Here is a 16,796-nt window from a genome sequence, read left to right on the forward strand (position 1 = left end):
GCCTCGGGAGGACGCCCCGGTTCCCTCGCCGCCGACCGAGCGGCCTTCCCCATCGCCCGCGGCGCCGGCGCCTGAGTCTGCGCCTGGTTCGCGTCCTGCCCCGGCTCCCGCGCCCCAGCAGCGGCCCGCGCCAGCGCCCGCACCGGCACCCCGCCCGCAACCAGCGGCGCCGGCCCCACGCCCACCTGCGCGGGACAAAAGCGGCCTGCCGAACCTCAATATTCCGCCGCACGAAGTCCGCGGGCGCATCGAGGACGCGGTGCCTGATATGCCGGCAGTGCCCGCTATGCCTGCGCCCGCACCGCCACCTGCGCCGCCGCTGCCGCCCGCGCCGCGGATTCCGGGCCTCTAACTCACCGCTTTCAGCCCCACGATGCCGCCGATGATCATGGCGAGGAAAAACACCTTCCACACCGTGGCGGCCTCGTGTCCGGCCGCGAAGGAATAAATAACCGCCACCGATGCGCCAACGCCCGCCCACACCGCATAGGCCGTGCCCACCGGGATGCTGCGCATCGCCCACGCCAGCCCGCCCATGGAAATTGCGCAGGCCACGAGGAAAATGAGCGAGGGCCACAGGCGCGTAAAACCTGCGGACCTATCCAGCGCCGCCGCCCACACGGCCTCGAATGCGCCGGAGAAAATCAAGATGAACCACGCCATAACTGCTTCCTGGCCGTCTTGTCGCGTTGCCGGGTACGGCTCCCTCGTCCGGGGCTCGCGCAAGCCGCGGCGAACCTGCACCCAATGATGGCACACTAGGAAACCATGAAGATTGCATTTCTTGGAACTGGCCGCATGGGAACCGAACTAGCCCGCCGCCTGCTCAACGAGCAAGACGGCATCGAGTTGACCGTCTGGAACCGCACCGCCGAGCGCGCCCAGCCGCTGGTGGAGGAAGGCGCCGAGCTTGCCGCCTCGCCCACCGAGGCCGTAGCGAACGCCGAGGTCATTATTACCTCTCTCTTCGGGCCTGACGATGTCCGCGAGGTCGTCGTCGAGCCGCAGCTCATCCCCGCCGGCGTGACCTGGATCGACACCACCACCGTCTCGCCCAACGATGCCCGCGAATTCGCCGCCGCCGTGGAAACCTACGTCCACGCCCCGGTCGTCGGCACGCTCGGCCCGGCCCGCGAGGGCAAGCTCGGCGTCTATGTGGGCACGCCTGACGACGCCCGCCGCGAGCAAGCCATGTCCCTCGCCGAGTCCTGGGCGGGCGAAGACAAGCTCATCGGAGTGGAGGCGGCGGCCACGGCGGCCATCGGAAAGCTGCTGGCGAACCTCGCGCTCGCCGTCACCGCCGAGGGCCTGCTCGAAGCCCTGCAACTCGGCGAGTCCGAGGGCCTGGACTCCGAGGTCGTGCTGCAGATGCTCGATATCACCGGCCTGTCCTTCATCGCCAATATGAAGGCGCCGTTTATCACCGGCGAGCGCAATACCGACCCGGGCGATTTCACCGTCGACGCCCTGGCCAAGGACGCCAAGCTCATGGAGATGACCTCCACCAAGCCGCTGCCCGCCCTGACCGCCGCCATCGGCCGCTTCGAGGAAATGCAGGCCATGGGCCACGGCGATCAGGACTTCTCCTCCATCTTCGTCTTCCGCAATAAGGGCTAGTTATCCACAGGCCCGCCGGGCGTGCGGGCCAAAATTCGCCCTTTGGAGCCTAGTTATCCACAGGTTCGCGCGCTCGCCCTCGCATAGGTTGCGCGCCGTGTCTTAGGCTGCGGGGCATGACAGCTCTTCAGACTTATCTCGCGGCCCTGGCGCCCGGCATCGACATCGTTGCCGGGTGCGCCGGCATGTCTGAAGACCAGCTGCGCGCTGCCGGTGCGCCCAATAAGACGGCCCGCACTTTGCTCACGCTTGCCGACGCCCTCTTTGCCCCCACCTCCTTTGCCCGCCTGCAGCGCCAGGCGGTTGCCGCAGCCCGCGACCGCGCCCATCCGCTGCCCACGCTGGAGGTAATCGAGCGCTACGCATCCCGCGCCAAGACCAAGCGCGATGCCTGGCGCTTGCGCGTGGAACTGTGCCGCACCGCCGCCGATACCGATGAGATGGAAAAGCTGGCGCGCAAGAAGCTGCGCGAGCTCAATCCCCCGGCCCCTCCGCGCCCCGGTGTGCGTATCCGCCGCCGTAAAGACGCGCCGTGGACCCTCGCGATTACCGGGCCTTCCTCACTCATCGCGGACTTGGAATCCAGCCTGGACGAGAACGCGCCGCTCGATTCCGTTGCGGAGCTCTTCTCCCCTTCCGGCGCCGCCCCAGCCACCCGTCCAACCATTACGACCAACGCGATCATCACGCTCGACGAGCTTGACCGCATCATCGATGGCGACGGCGAGGAAATCACCATCCAGCTCACCAACGGCGCCCGCCTCACCGGCGCGGAACTTGTCTCGCGCACGCTGGCAGAGCGCGGGCTTATCACCCTCGTTCACCCCTTCGAGGGCGCGGTCAACCTCTACCGCACGGAACGCATGGCCAACGAGAAGCAGCGTCTCATGGCCGCCGCGGAAAATCCGGTATGCCCGTGGGCCGAATGCAACTATCCGGCGGATAAATGCCAGGTACACCACTTGCAGGCGTGGCGGCACGGCGGCGATACCAATATGGCAAACCTCGCGACCTGTTGCCCGTACCACAACGGCGTCAACGACGATGACCCTAATGCCCCACCGGTGCGCGGGCGCCTCGTTCGGCGCCGAGGCCGCGTGGTGTGGCAGCCGCCCTGGGCAGATACCGCGCCAGCACCGCCACCGGCCCACTAGCCCCTAAACCGCCAGGCAGCAGGATGCCCTGCTGCCGCATTGGCATGCCCGCAGCTAGCGAGCCCCGCAGCTAGCGAGCGATGCGGGCCGCGGCAGCGCGGGCATCCGCGATGACATTGGGTACGCCAACCCCGCCGGCCCAAGCGCCGGTGGCATCGATGCCCGGCGTCGCCGCGAGGGCGCCGCGCGCGCCGGCCACGGTTTCCAGGTGGCCGGCATCAAAGCGCGGGAGGCCGCCGAACCAGCGCTGGGTGAAAATCTCGGCAACGCCCGCGGCGCGGCCGTCGAAGCCGGTGAGGCGCTGGAGGTCGTCGAGGGCATAGTCGACGAGGTCATCTTCCTCGGCGCGGACGATGGCGTCGTCGCCAAAGCGGCCGAAGGAGGCGCGCACCAAGGCACCACCGCGCTCGGCCAAGTGCGGCCACTTGCGAGAGGACAGGGTGAAGGCCTTGGCGTGCACGTCGTCTTGGTCGGTGGCCACGAGGATGCCGGAATTCTGCGGCAATGCGTTTCCGGCCGGGTCCGTGTCAGACTCGAACTTCAGGCCCACGACTGCCGACGCCGCCAGCTTCACGCTCTTCAACCGCTCCGCCGCCCCCGGGGATACCTTGGGCAACAGGCGCGCTGCAGTCGGGGCCGGGGTGGCCACCAGCACGCGGTCGAAGGCGGCGGTGTCGCCGGGTGCGCCGGCCAGGCGGAAGTTCTCGCCCTCGCGAGTGATGCCGGAGATGAAGGTATCGAGGTAGATCTTGGCGCGGGATTTATCGGCCAGCGCCTCGTAGAGTTCTGCGTAGCCGCCGCGGAAGGTCTGAAAGACGGGTCCGCCGCTGCTCGGCTTGGCCGCACGGGCCTCTTCCAGCGAGCGGACCGCGGCCGAGAGGGTGACCGGGCCGCGCTCGGAGAGTGCGTCGAGCGTCTCGGCCAGCGCTGGGATGGTCGCGCGCACACCCAGGTCATCGGCCGAGCAGGAGTACACGCCACCGAGGAGGGCGGAGATAACGTGGTCGACGAGGTCGTCGCCAAACTGCTGGCGCACCAGGCGGCCGACGGAGACGTCGCTGCCGGCCGTCCACTCGAAAGGCTCCTCGTTATCGATGCGGCGGGCGGTCTCAGCCGAGACCAGGTGTGCGACCGGCTCCGAGTGCGAAGGAATGCCCATCATCCCGCCGCGCGGCAGCGGCTTAAGCTCGCCGGAATACACCAGCGAATGCAGGCCGGAGGGCTCGACCAAGCTCCCGCCCAGGCCGAGGGATTCGATGAATTCCACGGCGTCGTGGCGGCGGGCGAGGAAGGCCTCGGCGCCCATGTCGGTGGGGCCGTCATTAAACGGCACGGAGTACAGCTTGCCTCCGATACGGCCGGCGGCCTCGAAAACCTCAACGTCGTGGTCGCGCAGCTCGTAGGCGGCCGTCAAGCCCGCCAGGCCAGCACCAATAATCGCAATACGCATTTAGCCCTCCTCGTGGATGATGGATACGGCGCGGGTGATGGCCTCCGCGTCGGTAGTTGGCAAGACCCCGTGGCCGAGGTTCCAGATATGGCCGTCGATATCGCCGCGCTCGCGGGCCCGATCGACCTCGCCGCGGATGGTGCGCACGGCCTGACGCACGGCGTCGTCGCCGGCAAAAAGCATGGCCGGGTCGAGGTTGCCCTGCAATACGCGGGCACTTACGCGCTCGGCCGCGGCGTCCATAGGCACGCGATAATCGACGCCCATAACTTCCGACCCCGCCTCCGACATGGCCGGCAAAAGCTCGCCGGTGCCGACGCCGAAGTGAATGCGTGGAATCTCCACGCCAGCCAGGATTTCCCGGGAGTACGGCAGCACGAACTCGCGGTAGTCGCGCTCGTTGAGGTAGCCGGCCCAGGAATCGAAAAGCTGCATGGCGTCAATGCCGGCGTCGACCTGCACCTGCAGGAAGCGGGTGATGGTCGGCACCAGGCGGCGCATGAGCATGTGCCAGGTCTCCGGATCTGCGTGCATGAGGGCCTTGGTGCGCTCGTGGTTCTTGGATGGCCCGCCCTCAATGAGGTAGCTGGCCAGCGTGAACGGCGCGCCCACAAAGCCGATGAGCGCTTGGGTTTCGGTGAGCTCGGCCAGGATGCGGGCGATGCCCTCGGTGACCTCGGGGACGTCGGACTCCAGCAGCGGCAGCTTGCCGACGTCCTCCCTACTCCGCACCGCCTGCTCCATCACCGGCCCACGGCCCGGCACAATATCGACCTTGACGCCCGCGGCTTTAAGCGGGACGACGATATCGGAGAACAAGATGGCGGCATCGGCGTCGTGGCGGCGCACCGGCTGCAGGGTGATTTCTGCCAGCAGTTCCGGCATGAAGCAAGAATCGAGCATGCTAATCCCCTCGCGGGCGGCGCGGTACTCCGGCAACGAGCGGCCGGCCTGGCGCATGAACCAGACTGGGGGTCGGGAGGGGGTGCGGCCGAGGGCGGCGTCGATAAGCGGGGCACGATTGAGTCGAGACATGCCCCAATTATGAATCAAAAGTTGGAGTGAGGGCTAATTAGCCACGCAAGCTGCGGTCCTTGATGAAGCGGTTGGACTGCGGCTGGAAAAGCAGCGCGAGGGCGACGATCAAGGTGATGGGGATAATCAGCAGCCCGAGCCCGCCGATGCCGAGCGCGAGGGCGGCGATATTGGTAAACAGTGCGAACGCGATGACCACGGTAATGATGCGGCGCGCCCACTTGGACCCGCCGGCCAGCTGCGCCGCAAAGAGCGCGAGCAGGATGGCGCCGACGGCATTGGTCACCGCGACAAATAGGCGATTGGAATGAAGGTACTCGGCGACCTGCGCATTCTGCGGCTCCACCTGTGGCCCACCCGAGCCGAAGATGCCCACCATGCCGCTGACCAGCATGATCACGGCGCTGACGACGAGCACCCAATATGCCCAGCGCAGCGGCCGCGGCCACGCGTCGAGGCTCTCCTTGGCGGAGGTGTTTCGGGCCGCGCGGTTATAGTCGCGGGGTCCGGGCCGCTCGGTGTTATTCATCGCTTATCCTCCCTGTCAGCGCGGTCGGCACGGTTGGTGCGGTCGGGGCGTTCGCGCTTGCCGACGTCGCGTTTGCCGCGCTGGTCGTCCTTGGAGCGCTTGCGCTCTTCTTCGGCGCGCTTCTTCTCGCGCTGCGCTTGCTCGAGTTCCTTTTCCAGCTCGCGCATCTGCTCGAGTTCGCCGGTGTAGTCCAAGGTCTCGGCCCGCACGGAGAAAATCAGGCCGAGCACCGCCGCGACGCCGACAAGGATCTGCACCATGCCATCGGCGGCAAAGAGCCAATCGGGCACGTCCGCGCCGGCCGGGGTGACCATGAAGGCCAGCAGGATGCGGAATCCGAAGTACAGCGAGAAGGCGAACCACACGCGGCGCGAGGTGCCGGCCCGCTTGCTGCGGTTTGCAAGGGACCGCAACAGGAAGGCCAGCAGCACGATAATCGCAAGCGAAACGGCCGCCGAAAGGGCGACGGAGCCGTAGGCGGCGGTGCGGAGGAAGGCATCGGAAAGCTGGGCTTCATCCACGCCGGCCGGTGCGGATTTGGCCATCTCCTTGGCCTGCGACATGAGTACGTCGTGGTTGAGCAGCGTGAGCACCACGTTGAGCACCTGGTGCACGGCCTCGCCGCATAGCGCGCCCAGCCACAGCCACAGCATGTACGTCACGGACTCCGGCCGCTGCTGCTGCCGCGGCGGGCGTTGCGCGCGAGGGGCAGGGGCGGGCGACGGGGGCGTAGCAGTCACAGGGGTCCTTTACTTGAGAAGGCGGGCGGCTTCGGTAGCGAAGTAGGTCAGAATCTGGCCGGCGCCGGCGCGCTTGAATGCGGTCAGCGACTCGAGCATGATGGCCTCGCCATCGATCCACCCGTTGGCGGCCGCGGCCTTGACCATCGCGTACTCGCCGGAGACCTGGTAGACCGCAACCGGCACGGGAGAAGTCTCCGCCACGGCCGAGAGCACGTCCAAGTAGGGCAGCCCGGGTTTGACCATGACGAAGTCCGCGCCCTCTTCGATGTCGAGCTCGGCCTCGAGCAGGGACTCGCGGAAGTTGCGCGGATCCTGCTGGTAGGTGCGGCGGTCGCCTTCCAGGGAGGAACCGACGGCATCGCGGAACGGGCCGAAGAAGGCGGAGGCGTACTTGGCGGAATAAGCCATGATGGCCACGTCCTCGTGGCCGGCCTCGTCGAGGTCGGCGCGGATGGCGGCAACCTGGCCGTCCATCATGCCGGACGGGGAGACGATTTGGGCGCCGGCGCGGGCTTGGGAGCGGGCCATGTCTTGGTAGAGCTTGACGGATTCGTCGTTAAGCACGCGGCCTTTGTCATCTAATACGCCGCAGTGGCCGTGGGAGGTGAACTCGTCGAGGCAGGTATCGGCCATAACGATGAGGTCATCGCCGAATTCCTCGTGCAGGCAGGAAATACCGCGGTTCAAAATGCCCTGTGGGTCCCAGGCGACGGAGCCGGTATCGTCCTTGTCCTCATCGAGCGGCACGCCGAAAAGGTCGATGCACGGAACGCCGGCCTCCAGCGCCTCCTCGGCCGCGCGGCGCAGGGAATCGAAGGTGTGCTGGTAGACGCCCGGCATGGAGGGAATCTCGCGCGGGGCGTCGAGTCCGTCCACGATGAACATGGGCAGAATCAGGTCCGAGGGGCGGACCTCGGTTTCGGCCACGAGGTTGCGCATCTGCGGGGTGGTGCGCAGGCGGCGTGGGCGGCGGGCTGGGAAGGTGCTCATTGGGTACTCCTTAGAGCGAGACTAAAACTTATGCCTTGTCGACCTTAGTAGCCTTCTTGCGCGAGCGGCGTTTCTTGCGCGGCGCGGGCAGGTTTCCGGCGGCGCGGAGGGCGGCGACGTGGTCTGCGAGGGCGTCGACAAGCGCGGGCACGTCCGCAACTTCGGGCACCACATCGACGCGCAGGCCCATCTCTTCCGCGGCCGCTCTTGCCGACGGCCCGATACACGCAATGATCGTCCGCTGGTGCGGTTTGCCCGCAATGCCCACCAGATTGCGCACGGTGGACCCGGAGGTGAAGGCGACGGCGTCGAAGCCGCCGGTCTTGATCATGTCGCGGATTTCGGCCGAGGGCGGGGCGGCGCGGACGGTGCGGTAGGCCACGACGTCGTCGACCTCCCAGTCGAGGGCCTTGATCCCGTCAACCAGGGTGTCGGCTGCAATATCGGCGCGCGGGAGCAGGACGCGGCCGACGGCGTCGATATCTTCTACGAAGTTGGGAAAGACATCGAGCAGGCCCTCGGCGTTCTGCTTCTTCTTGTGTGGCAGGAGCTCCGGAACCATACCCTTGGCGCGGATGGCGGCCGCAGTCTTCGTGCCCACGGCCGCAAGGTGGACGCCGGCGAAATCGCGAGCGTCGAGGCCGAGCTGGGCGATTTTATCCCACACCGCGGTCACGGCGTTGACGGAGGTGAAGACGATCCACTTGTAGCGGCCCTCGACGATGCCCTTGATGGCGCGGTCCATCTGCGCCGGGTTGCGCGGCGGCTCGATGGAGATGGTGGGCACGTTTTGCGGGATGGCGCCGTAGCCGGCCAGGCGCGCGGACATCGGGCCGGCCTGCTCCTTGGTGCGCGGGACGAGCACGCGCCAGCCATAGAGCGGGCGATTTTCCCACCACGAGTACTTGGTGCGGTCGTCGATGCTGCGGCCGAGGGTGACGACGAGCGGGCCGGTGAGGTCCGCGTCGAGCTTGCCCATGGTGCCCAGCGTGGTCTCATAGGTGCGCTGCAGGCGGGTGGTGCCGTGGACGGTGACAAATGCCTCGGTCTCGGCCGGCATGCCGCGCTGCTGCAGCTCATCGGAGATGACCGGCAGGTCCTCCTTGGTGGCCTGCAGGACGATGGGCTGGGTGGCATTGGCCAGCGCGTCCCAATCGGCGCCGTCGGTAACGTCGGCCTCGGTATAGGTCGAGCCGAGCGCAATGCCGGCAAAGGACGGCACGGTAGACGGCAGGGACATGCCCGGCACTACCTGGAACTCCAGGCCGGCAGACGCCACGGCGTTGATCTCGGCTTTAATGGACTCGCGGTGCAGCGGGTTGCCGGTGACCAGGCGGATGACATCCTCGCCATCGGCCTCGACCAAACACTCGCGCAGCTGGCCGACGATATCTTCGGCCGGCTCGTACAACACCGCGGCCGTTGGCGGCGCGGGGCGCGGCGGTTTACGGCGCGCGCCCTTGGCTTTGGCATCGGCGCACATTTGGGCGTATTCGGCTTCGGCGGCGTCGAGAAGCTCTTGCGGAACGGGCAGCGCGGCGGCGACGGCATCGCGCACGCCCTGCATGACCTGCGGATCAGTCACGGCGATGGCACTATTTGCCAGAACCTCGCGGGCGCGGACGGTCAGCAGGTCGGGATTACCTGGACCAGCGCCCACAAAGACGATCTTGCCCAATTGGGTGTCTGGCGCGGCATTGCTCATAAAGTTCTTTTCTAAAATCGGGCGCGCGGCACCGCGCACGGACATGATCGCATGCGGTGTGGTTCCCCGCGCCGGCGGTGGGTGACACGGTCTTAACGGCCAAAATCCCAGGCCTTGCGTCCTGGGATGCCCTTAAAGGGGGCCGGATCATTGCGGGACAATGATCTGTGGTATCTACACCTTAAATTATTAGCGGCTAAAGGCGAAATTACTTGCCCAGCAGCTCGGCCGCGCCACCGGCGAAAAGCTCGTCCGAGATGCGCGCGCCAAGATCGGCGGCTTCGGCCGCGGAGCCGGAGGCGGTGGCGGTGAGCTGGCGGGATCCGTCGAGCGCGAAGACGCCGCCGCGCACGGTGAGCTGGTCGCCGTCCCAGCGCGAAGTGGCGGCCACCGGCGCGGTACAGCCGGCCTCGAGGCGGGCCAGCACGGCGCGCTCACCAGCAGCGGCGGCCGAGGCGCGGTCGTCGACAATGGCGTCTAGCGCCGCGGCGGCCTCGGTGCCGGCCACGGCCTCGATGGCGAGGGCACCCTGGGCCGGCGCCGGCATGAAGACGGAGGGTTCGAAGATTTCGGTGGCGCGGTCCGCGTAGCCGCCGCGCAGCAAGCCGGCGTAGGCCAGCAGGACGGCGTCGAGCTCGCCGTCGGTGACCTTGGACATGCGGGTATCAATATTGCCGCGCAGAGGGCGAATCTCCAGGTCCGGGCGGAGGGCGGCGAGCTGGGAGATGCGGCGCGGGGCGGAGGTGCCCACGCGCGCGCCCTGCGGCAGCTGCGCCAGGCTCAGGCCATCGCGGGCGACGAGCGCCTCGCGGGAATCCTGGCGCTGCGGCACGACGAGGCGGAAGCGATCATCGGGCGCGGTGGGCAGGTCCTTAAACGAGTGCACGGCGATATCGCATTCACCGGCATAGAGCGCCTCGCGCAGCGCCTGGGTAAATACGCCGATGCCGATGCGCTCGACGGGCGCCATGTTGACGTCGCCGGCGGTGGTGACGATGTGGAGTTGGGAGTCAAAGCCGGCGTCGATAAGCCAATCGCGCACATGGCCGGCCTGCGTGGTGGCGAGCTTGGAGCCGCGGGTACCAATCTGAAACATTTAGGCCTCCTTAGTCATGGTGGGCAGTTCATTGACGGCCACGGACACCCCGGAGCCTTCCAGCTGCAGGCCAAAGAGCTCCTGCAGGGCGCTTTCGCTGCTGACACTGCTTTCCGACGCCGCCAGCTTCTTCGCCCGCACCGTCGGTTCATGCAGCAGTTTATCGGCCACGCGCTTGAGGGCGCGCTGGACGTCCTCAAGTTGCTTGCCCGCGAGCTCGGGGTGCTTGTGTTGCAGGCGCGCGGTCTCGCACTCGACGAGATCGGCCGCGCGGCGGTGCAGGGCGCTTACGGCTGGGGCGACGTCGCGCACGCGCTGGGCCGAGGTATAGGCCGCGAGTTCTTCGTCGACGATGTGGCGGGCCTGCGCGTGCGGGCTGGTGCCGGCCGCGAGATCGGTGGAGGCGGCCGAAAGCGACTTGCTCAGGCGCTCGATATTGACCAAGTCCACGCCCTCGGCCGCGGCGGCGGCATCGTCGATATCGCGCGGCAGGGAGAGATCAATGAGCATGAGATCGCGGCCGGCGGGGAGGTCGGCGGCCTCGATGGTGAAGTTATCGGCGCCGGTGGCGGAGATGGCAAGGTCGACGTCGGAAAGCGCGGCGGCGCGCTCAGCAAAGTCCACGACGCGGGTGGCAACGCCCGCCTCCTCGGCGTGGCTGGCCAGGCGCTCGGCGCGCTCGCGGGTGCGGTTGGCCAGCACCAGCTCTTTGACGCCCAGCCGGCCGGCGTGGGTGGCGGCGAGGGACGCCATGGCGCCCGCACCAAGGATTAGCGCGGTCTTGCCGGTCAGGTCCGCGGCGTCGAGGCGCTGCAGGGCCTGGTCGAAGGCGAAGGACACCATGGAGGCGCCGGCCTCGTCGATATCGGTCTCGGAGTGCACGCGCTTGCCCGCCCGCAGCGCGGCCTGCGCCAGCGCGTGGATGCGCGGGCCGACCGTGCCCTGCTCGGAGGCGGACTGGTAGGCGCTGCGCACCTGGCCGATGATCTGCTGCTCGCCCACCACCATGGAATCCAGGCCGGAGGTCACGGACATCAGGTGCTCGGCCGCGGCGTCGGCATAGCGCACGTAGAGGTAGTTGCGCAGCTCCTGCTCTCCCACGCCCGAAACCTGGGTGAGCACGCGCACGACTTCCTGCACGCCAGCGTGGAAGGAGTTGGTGACGGTGTAGACCTCCATGCGGTTGCAGGTGGGAATAATCATGGCCTCTGAAAGTGGCTCGGCCGCCACGAGTTGCCCGCAGGCGGAATCCTGGACCGCACTATCCATGCTCAGCTTTTCCAGCAGCGCCACCGGCGCCGACTGGTGGGACATGCCCACGACGAGCACGCTCATGCACAACACTCCTCAACCCTTTGATTGATTTTAATCCTCCAAAAGACTACCCGTCGGTGTCGCGGATCCCGAATCAACCAGCCAGCTCGGCCGCTAACTCCTCGTTGTCTACTTCCCAGCAAGCAAACTCTTCGCCGTCGATGACCACAACGGGCACGCGGTCACCGAACTCCATGGCCAGCTCCGCGTCCTCATCCACGTTACGCACAGCAAGCTCCGCGCCTGCCCGCTTGACGACGGGGGTGATTTGCTCCCTCACGCGCGCGCAAGAACCGCAGGTGGTGCGCACCATGAGCTCGACGAGATGCTGGGACATTTTCTCCTCACAAGGACGGCGGCGGTCGAAACCATTACTATGGACACGTTAGTCCACCCCGCGTTTGCGAAAGCTGTTTGTCCCACTCGTGTCCGCTACCACTCCCCCAGGGTTCCCCGAATCCCCCCGCGACTTCTTGGCCAATTGGACCGCCTCGCGCGGTAACCTGCGCAATTTCTTGGAGACCCAGGCGCTCGCCCCGTTGGACGAGGAATCGCAGCGCACCGCCGGTGAAGCCGCGGCCGCCGCGGCGCTGGAGGAATTCGGGCTGGAGTTGGAGGATTTTGCCTCCGGCGTGGACTCGGTGACCGGCTCCTATGACGCGGCTGGCGCGCAGCGCATCACCGCCCAGGACCCGGACGTGCCGGTGGATGTGGGCGCGGCAGCGTTTTTCGACGTCGACAACACCCTCATCCAAGGCTCTTCCCTCGTGGAATTCGCCTTTGGCTTGGCGCGCAAGCGCTACTTCCGGATTTCTGAAATCCTGCCGATTGCATGGAAGCAGCTCAAGTTCCGCGTCTCCGGCAGCGAAAATGCCAAGGACGTGGCCGTGGGCCGCGCGCAGGCGCTGGAGTTTGTCAAAGGCCGCAGCGTCGACGAGCTGGTGGAGCTTTGCGAGGAGATTGTGGACGCATCGCTGGCCCGCCGCGCCTATCCTGGCACCACGCAGCTGGCGGAGATGCACCTAGCCGCCGGCCAGCAGGTATGGCTGGTCACCGCCACGCCGGTCCAGCTGGCACAGGTGCTCGCCCGGCGCTTCGGGTTTACCGGCGCGCTCGGCACCGTCGCGGAGGTCAAGGACGGCAAATTCACCGGCCGGCTGGTCGGCGATATCCTCCACGGGCCCGGAAAAAAGCACGCCGTGGCCGCGCTCGCGACCATCGAGGGCCTCGACCTCTCGCGCTGCACCGCGTATTCGGATTCGGCCAACGATGTGCCGATGCTGTCCATGGTCGGCACCGCCGTGGCCATTAACCCAGACCGCAAGCTGCGCGATATTGCTGGCGACCGCGGCTGGCTGGTGCGCGACTATCGCTCCGTGCGCCGCGCCATCCGCACCTATGGCCTGCCGGCGCTGGCCACCGCCGCCTTCTCCTATGGCGGCTGGCGCTACTACCGGCGGTAGCAAGGGCGGTAGCGGGCGCTGGGGGGACGTCGGCAAGCATGCAAAAACCCTCCGCACAATGGCGGAGGGCAAGAAGCGGGCTGGGGTTTACTTGCCCAGCTTACGACGCTGCACGCGGGTGCGGCGCAGCATCTTGCGGTGCTTCTTCTTGGACATGCGCTTGCGGCGCTTCTTAATGACGGAACCCATGGAGTCCTCACTTTCGTGTAGTACGTACTGTCAAACTTGTCAGCGCTAAAACGGCGAAGGTGCACTCTTGCCGCCGTGGCCACACGGACCGCGGGCCACATCAGCGAGCCGACACGAATGCACACCATCTTACCCAGCACCCAGCCCGTGACCAAAAAGGGCCTATGCGAAACAACAGCGCCCACCACCGCTGACCTCGAGGGCCAACAGAGGTGGGCGCTGTCTGTGCGGCGCGAGCCTAGGCTCCGTAAACGGAAGCCTCCAAGTACTCGTTGACGGCAGACTCGTGAACGCGGAAGGAGCGTCCGACGCGAACAGCCGGCATTTCGCCTGCGTGAACCAAACGGTAGACGGTCATTTTGGAGACGCGCATAATCTCGGCGACCTCCGCGATCGTCAGAAAGGTTCCCTTTTCTTCATTTGCCATATATATCTAACCCTTCAGCTCGTTACGCGCTGTAGGCTTCCCCTCCCACAGGACTTCACGCACGTGCTTGTCCTAGCCTATCGTGAAACATGTGACTAATGCGACCCAAGTGCCAAATTTCTTCACAGCATTCATTAGGGTTTACCCCGAAAGCGCTGCTTAACACCCGCCCCAGCGCTCCCGGGCGGGTACACCCCCACCACGGGAAGGTCGCGCACGGAAGCTTTAGCCAAGCTCCTTAGCCTTGTCGGAGCAGGCCTCTGCCGCGCGGTAGAACGCTCCACGCAGGCCGGACTCCTCCAGCTCGCGGACAGCGGCCGCGGTGGTGCCGCCCGGCGAGGTCACTCCGGCACGCAGCTGGGTGGCCGAACGGCCAGAGCTGGCCAACATCTCGCCGGAGCCGGCCGCAGCCTGGGCGGCAAGCTTCTCGGCGACGTCGCGGGGAAGGCCGAGCTGCACGCCGGCATCGACAAGCGCTTCTGCCACGAGGAAGAAATAGGCCGGCGAGGAGCCCGCCAGTGCGGTGGCGGCGTCGATATTCTTCTCCGGGATGACCGCTACCTCGCCGACGGCCTCCAGCAGCTCGCGCACGCCGTCCATCTGGGCATCGCTCACGTGCTCACCGGCCGCGCAGGTGCACATGCCGCGGCGCACCAACATGGGGGTATTGGGCATAACGCGCACCACCGGCACGCCTTCGCCCGCCGCACCCTGCAGCTGCTCCAGCGTCAGACCTGCGGCCATGGACACGACCACGGCATCCTTGGCCGGTTCAAGGCCTTCGAGCAGGTCCAGGATGGCGTAGGGCTTCACGCACGCGAAGATATAGTCCGCGCCGTCCACCGCCGCCGCATTATCGCTGGTGGTGGTGACGCCATAGGCATCCTGAAGTTCCTTGCTGCGGGATTCGGTGCGGTTGGTGACCGTGATATCCGAGCCCGCAAAACCCGATGCTACGAGTCCCGAGGTCAAAGCCTCACCGATTTGTCCGCCGCCTAAAATTGCAATCTTTGTCATAGCCTCCACCATGCCAAAAATGCGGAACCCCGGCTACCACGTGGGGTAACCGGGGCGTCGACAAGCGGGGGCTTAGAGCATAACCAACAGCAGCGGGCCGAAGGTAAGGACGAGGCCGGTAAAGCCGGCCAGGAACATAGAGAACCCGTCGCGCGCGGTGCGCAGGGCGTGCGTCACGCCCACCATAATTGCGGTGACGCACAGCGCCAGGATGGCGACGACCAGGCGTGGGAAGCTATCCCACAGAATCTCAAAGCCCTTGAAGATGACAATCGCCAGCAGGATGCCCGCGACAATCATCAGCAGGATGGAAACTGGGTTGAGCTTCTCGTGCTCTTCCTCGATCCACTCTTCGTCGTCCTCGACCTTGGGCAGGTTGCCGGTTTCCTCGGCATTCTTAGCGACGCCCGCCTTCTTAGACGCCGGCACCGCCGCTGCAGCGGCCGCTCCAGCACCAGCTGCCGCAGCTCCCGCTCCGGCCACCTTCGCGCCCTTGTCGGCCTTCGGCTTTTCGGCAACGGGCTTCGCGGCAGCTGCCTCAGCCCCGGCAGGCTTGGCGGCAGCAGTCTTGGCATCCTCCTCCTTCGCCTTACCCACGCGCTGGATTACCGCGGTGTCATCCGCAGAAGGCTGATTCTTCTTCGGCGCCTCCTGTGCCGCAGCGGCAGCAGACTTGGCTGCGGGCTTGTCCGCGGATTTAGGAGCAGCCTTTGGTGCTGCCTCTGCGGCGGTCTTTGGTGCAGCCTTGGGTGCAGCCTTCGGCGCGGCAGGCTGAGCGGCGGTCGTGGCTGCGGACTGAGAATTTGGCTTGTCGGTGGACTTCTTTGCGGCGTCGGCATCGGTCGCGTCGGCAGCCTTGGGGGCGCGGATGACGGGAGCGTCCTCGTCGATGGAGACGGAGGTGTGCTTGGCCTCTGCAGGCGAAGCCTTGACCTTCTTGAGGTTGCCGGTTAGCTCGGCAACGGAGATGCCGCCTTCATCGAGGCTGCGGCGGTGGCGGCGCGAACGCTTGTCGTCCTTGCCGCCCTTCTCGCCGCGGGCCTTTTTATCGCGAGCCAGCAGCTCTGCCACGGTCAACTTGTTCTTGTCAGCCATGATCTCTTCCTATTCCAATCCCTTGTCGGTCCGGCGCAAAATGACGCCCTCACGCAGCGCCCACGGGCAGATTTCCAGCTTCTCGATGTCCAAGGCTCGCATGGATGCCTCGGCCACTAGAGCGCCGGCAACGATTTGGTGCGATCGGTTAGAACTTACACCTTCTAGGTCCGCTCTGTCTGCCGCAGTCATGCGAGAGATGAAGGAAATCAACTGGCGCAGACCCGGTGCAGTCAACGTGCGCTTGACGTATGGGCCGGCAGACGAGGGTGCGGCACCGGTCAGGCGCGCCAGCGTACGGAAGGTTTTGGAGGTACCCACGGCAAGGCCAGCGGGGCCCATGGCCTTCATCTGCTGGGCGGCGTCCTCAAGCTCTGCATCAATGAAATCGCGCAGCGCGCTTACCTTTTTCTTCTCTGGCGGGTCGGTGTCGAACCAATTATGGGTCAACCGGCCAGCACCCAGGTCGAGGGAGAAGGCAAGGTCGGGGTGCTCGTCGGTACCGGTGGACAGCTCTAGCGAGCCGCCGCCGATGTCCAGGTTGGTAATACGGCCGGCGGACCAGCCATACCAGCGACGGGCAGCGAGGAAGGTCAGCTGGGCTTCTTCCACGCCGGAGAGGATCTGCAGGCGTACGCCGGTCTGCTTTTCCACCTCATCGAGCACGGCCTCGGAATTGGGCGCGGAGCGCACCGCCGAGGTAGCAAAGGCGATAAATTCCGCGCAGCCCAGCTTATCGCCCAGCTCGCTCGCCTCCGCTACGGCGCTGACCAGCTTCTTTACACCCTTTTCATGGATGTTGCCCTTCTTGTCCAGCTGTTCTACCAGCCGGAGCGGGGTCTTCCAATCGCTCATCGGAGTGGGCCGTCCGCCCGTCGCGGCATCGACCGCAACGAGGTGGACGGTATTGCTTCCGACGTCTAATACACCTAATCGCACACTAATAGCGTAGTAGGTCTACCGTGGTTAGGT

19 protein-coding genes and 1 riboswitch are annotated in these 16,796 nt (G+C 66.3%); of the genes, 3 read left to right on the forward strand and 16 right to left on the reverse strand.

Annotated elements, in window-relative coordinates; genetic code table 11:
- Window positions 1–198 (reverse strand): hypothetical protein (locus MHK00_RS06490; RefSeq protein ID WP_250410963.1); only part of this gene is annotated, 198 nt, incomplete at its 3' end.
- Window positions 199–348: 150 nt separating this feature from the next.
- Window positions 349–663: a DMT family transporter gene (locus tag MHK00_RS06495; RefSeq protein ID WP_005322976.1), complete on the reverse strand. Its 315-nt coding sequence runs from the start codon at window positions 661–663 to the stop codon at window positions 349–351.
- A gap of 8 nt (window positions 664–671) precedes the next feature.
- Window positions 672–737: riboswitch (guanidine-III (ykkC-III) riboswitch) on the reverse strand.
- Between the two features lie 31 nt (window positions 738–768).
- On the opposite strand from MHK00_RS06495, the gene MHK00_RS06500 reads away from it, so the two are divergent.
- Both MHK00_RS06500 and MHK00_RS06505 read left to right on the forward strand, forming a co-directional pair.
- The gene (locus tag MHK00_RS06500; protein WP_005327238.1) at window positions 769–1,617 is read left to right on the forward strand and encodes an NAD(P)-dependent oxidoreductase; all 849 of its coding nucleotides are present in this window, start codon (window positions 769–771) and stop codon (window positions 1,615–1,617) included.
- A 116-nt stretch (window positions 1,618–1,733) separates the two neighbouring features.
- Window positions 1,734–2,771 carry an HNH endonuclease signature motif containing protein gene (locus MHK00_RS06505; RefSeq protein WP_250410897.1) on the forward strand — a complete coding sequence of 346 codons (1,038 nt, stop codon included), beginning with the start codon at window positions 1,734–1,736 and terminating at the stop codon, window positions 2,769–2,771.
- A gap of 70 nt (window positions 2,772–2,841) precedes the next feature.
- Here MHK00_RS06505 and MHK00_RS06510 read toward each other — a convergent pair whose 3' ends face one another.
- The 9 genes from MHK00_RS06510 to MHK00_RS06550 all read right to left on the reverse strand — a co-directional run bounded on the left by MHK00_RS06510 (window position 2,842) and on the right by MHK00_RS06550 (window position 11,970).
- Window positions 2,842–4,221, reverse strand: a complete 1,380-nt coding sequence (locus MHK00_RS06510; RefSeq protein WP_250410898.1) for a protoporphyrinogen oxidase — start codon at window positions 4,219–4,221, stop codon at window positions 2,842–2,844.
- On the reverse strand, window positions 4,222–5,256 hold the full coding sequence (gene hemE / locus MHK00_RS06515) for a uroporphyrinogen decarboxylase (RefSeq protein ID WP_250410899.1): 1,035 nt from the start codon (window positions 5,254–5,256) through the stop codon (window positions 4,222–4,224).
- A gap of 37 nt (window positions 5,257–5,293) precedes the next feature.
- Window positions 5,294–5,785 carry a tellurium resistance protein TerC gene (locus tag MHK00_RS06520; RefSeq protein WP_250410900.1) on the reverse strand — a complete coding sequence of 164 codons (492 nt, stop codon included), beginning with the start codon at window positions 5,783–5,785 and terminating at the stop codon, window positions 5,294–5,296.
- Entirely contained in the window at window positions 5,782–6,525 is a 744-nt protein-coding gene (locus MHK00_RS06525; protein WP_250410901.1) for a hypothetical protein, read from the reverse strand. Before MHK00_RS06525 ends, MHK00_RS06520 begins: the two co-directional genes overlap by 4 nt.
- A gap of 9 nt (window positions 6,526–6,534) precedes the next feature.
- Window positions 6,535–7,518, reverse strand: a complete 984-nt coding sequence (hemB, locus tag MHK00_RS06530; protein WP_005322998.1) for a porphobilinogen synthase — start codon at window positions 7,516–7,518, stop codon at window positions 6,535–6,537.
- A 28-nt stretch (window positions 7,519–7,546) separates the two neighbouring features.
- Window positions 7,547–9,223, reverse strand: a complete 1,677-nt coding sequence (locus MHK00_RS06535) for a bifunctional uroporphyrinogen-III C-methyltransferase/uroporphyrinogen-III synthase (RefSeq protein WP_250410902.1) — start codon at window positions 9,221–9,223, stop codon at window positions 7,547–7,549.
- Between the two features lie 208 nt (window positions 9,224–9,431).
- Window positions 9,432–10,319 (reverse strand): hydroxymethylbilane synthase, encoded by an 888-nt coding sequence (gene hemC, locus MHK00_RS06540; RefSeq protein WP_086588918.1) that lies wholly within the window; start codon window positions 10,317–10,319, stop codon window positions 9,432–9,434.
- Complete coding sequence (locus tag MHK00_RS06545; RefSeq protein WP_250410903.1) at window positions 10,320–11,654, reverse strand: glutamyl-tRNA reductase; 1,335 nt, start codon at window positions 11,652–11,654, stop codon at window positions 10,320–10,322.
- Window positions 11,655–11,727: 73 nt separating this feature from the next.
- Window positions 11,728–11,970: a glutaredoxin family protein gene (locus MHK00_RS06550; RefSeq protein WP_198492452.1), complete on the reverse strand. Its 243-nt coding sequence runs from the start codon at window positions 11,968–11,970 to the stop codon at window positions 11,728–11,730.
- A gap of 88 nt (window positions 11,971–12,058) precedes the next feature.
- Here MHK00_RS06550 and MHK00_RS06555 point away from each other — a divergent pair, with 88 nt between their 5' ends.
- Window positions 12,059–13,096, forward strand: a complete 1,038-nt coding sequence (locus MHK00_RS06555) for an HAD family hydrolase (protein ID WP_250410904.1) — start codon at window positions 12,059–12,061, stop codon at window positions 13,094–13,096.
- Window positions 13,097–13,183: 87 nt separating this feature from the next.
- Here the strand turns inward: MHK00_RS06555 and MHK00_RS06560 are convergent, their stop codons facing one another.
- The 5 genes from MHK00_RS06560 to MHK00_RS06580 form a co-directional block, all read right to left on the reverse strand.
- The gene (locus MHK00_RS06560; RefSeq protein WP_003855542.1) at window positions 13,184–13,285 is read right to left on the reverse strand and encodes a 30S ribosomal protein bS22; all 102 of its coding nucleotides are present in this window, start codon (window positions 13,283–13,285) and stop codon (window positions 13,184–13,186) included.
- A gap of 238 nt (window positions 13,286–13,523) precedes the next feature.
- Complete coding sequence (locus MHK00_RS06565; protein WP_005276651.1) at window positions 13,524–13,712, reverse strand: helix-turn-helix domain-containing protein; 189 nt, start codon at window positions 13,710–13,712, stop codon at window positions 13,524–13,526.
- Between the two features lie 225 nt (window positions 13,713–13,937).
- Entirely contained in the window at window positions 13,938–14,729 is a 792-nt protein-coding gene (gene proC, locus MHK00_RS06570) for a pyrroline-5-carboxylate reductase (protein WP_239230458.1), read from the reverse strand.
- Window positions 14,730–14,801: 72 nt separating this feature from the next.
- Complete coding sequence (locus MHK00_RS06575; RefSeq protein ID WP_250410905.1) at window positions 14,802–15,824, reverse strand: Rv0497 family membrane protein; 1,023 nt, start codon at window positions 15,822–15,824, stop codon at window positions 14,802–14,804.
- Between the two features lie 9 nt (window positions 15,825–15,833).
- Complete coding sequence (locus tag MHK00_RS06580; RefSeq protein ID WP_005327216.1) at window positions 15,834–16,763, reverse strand: Ppx/GppA family phosphatase; 930 nt, start codon at window positions 16,761–16,763, stop codon at window positions 15,834–15,836.
- Window positions 16,764–16,796: the final 33 nt, after the last annotated feature.

Source organism: Corynebacterium tuberculostearicum, assembly GCF_022347385.1.
Lineage (GTDB): Bacteria > Actinomycetota > Actinomycetes > Mycobacteriales > Mycobacteriaceae > Corynebacterium > Corynebacterium tuberculostearicum_M.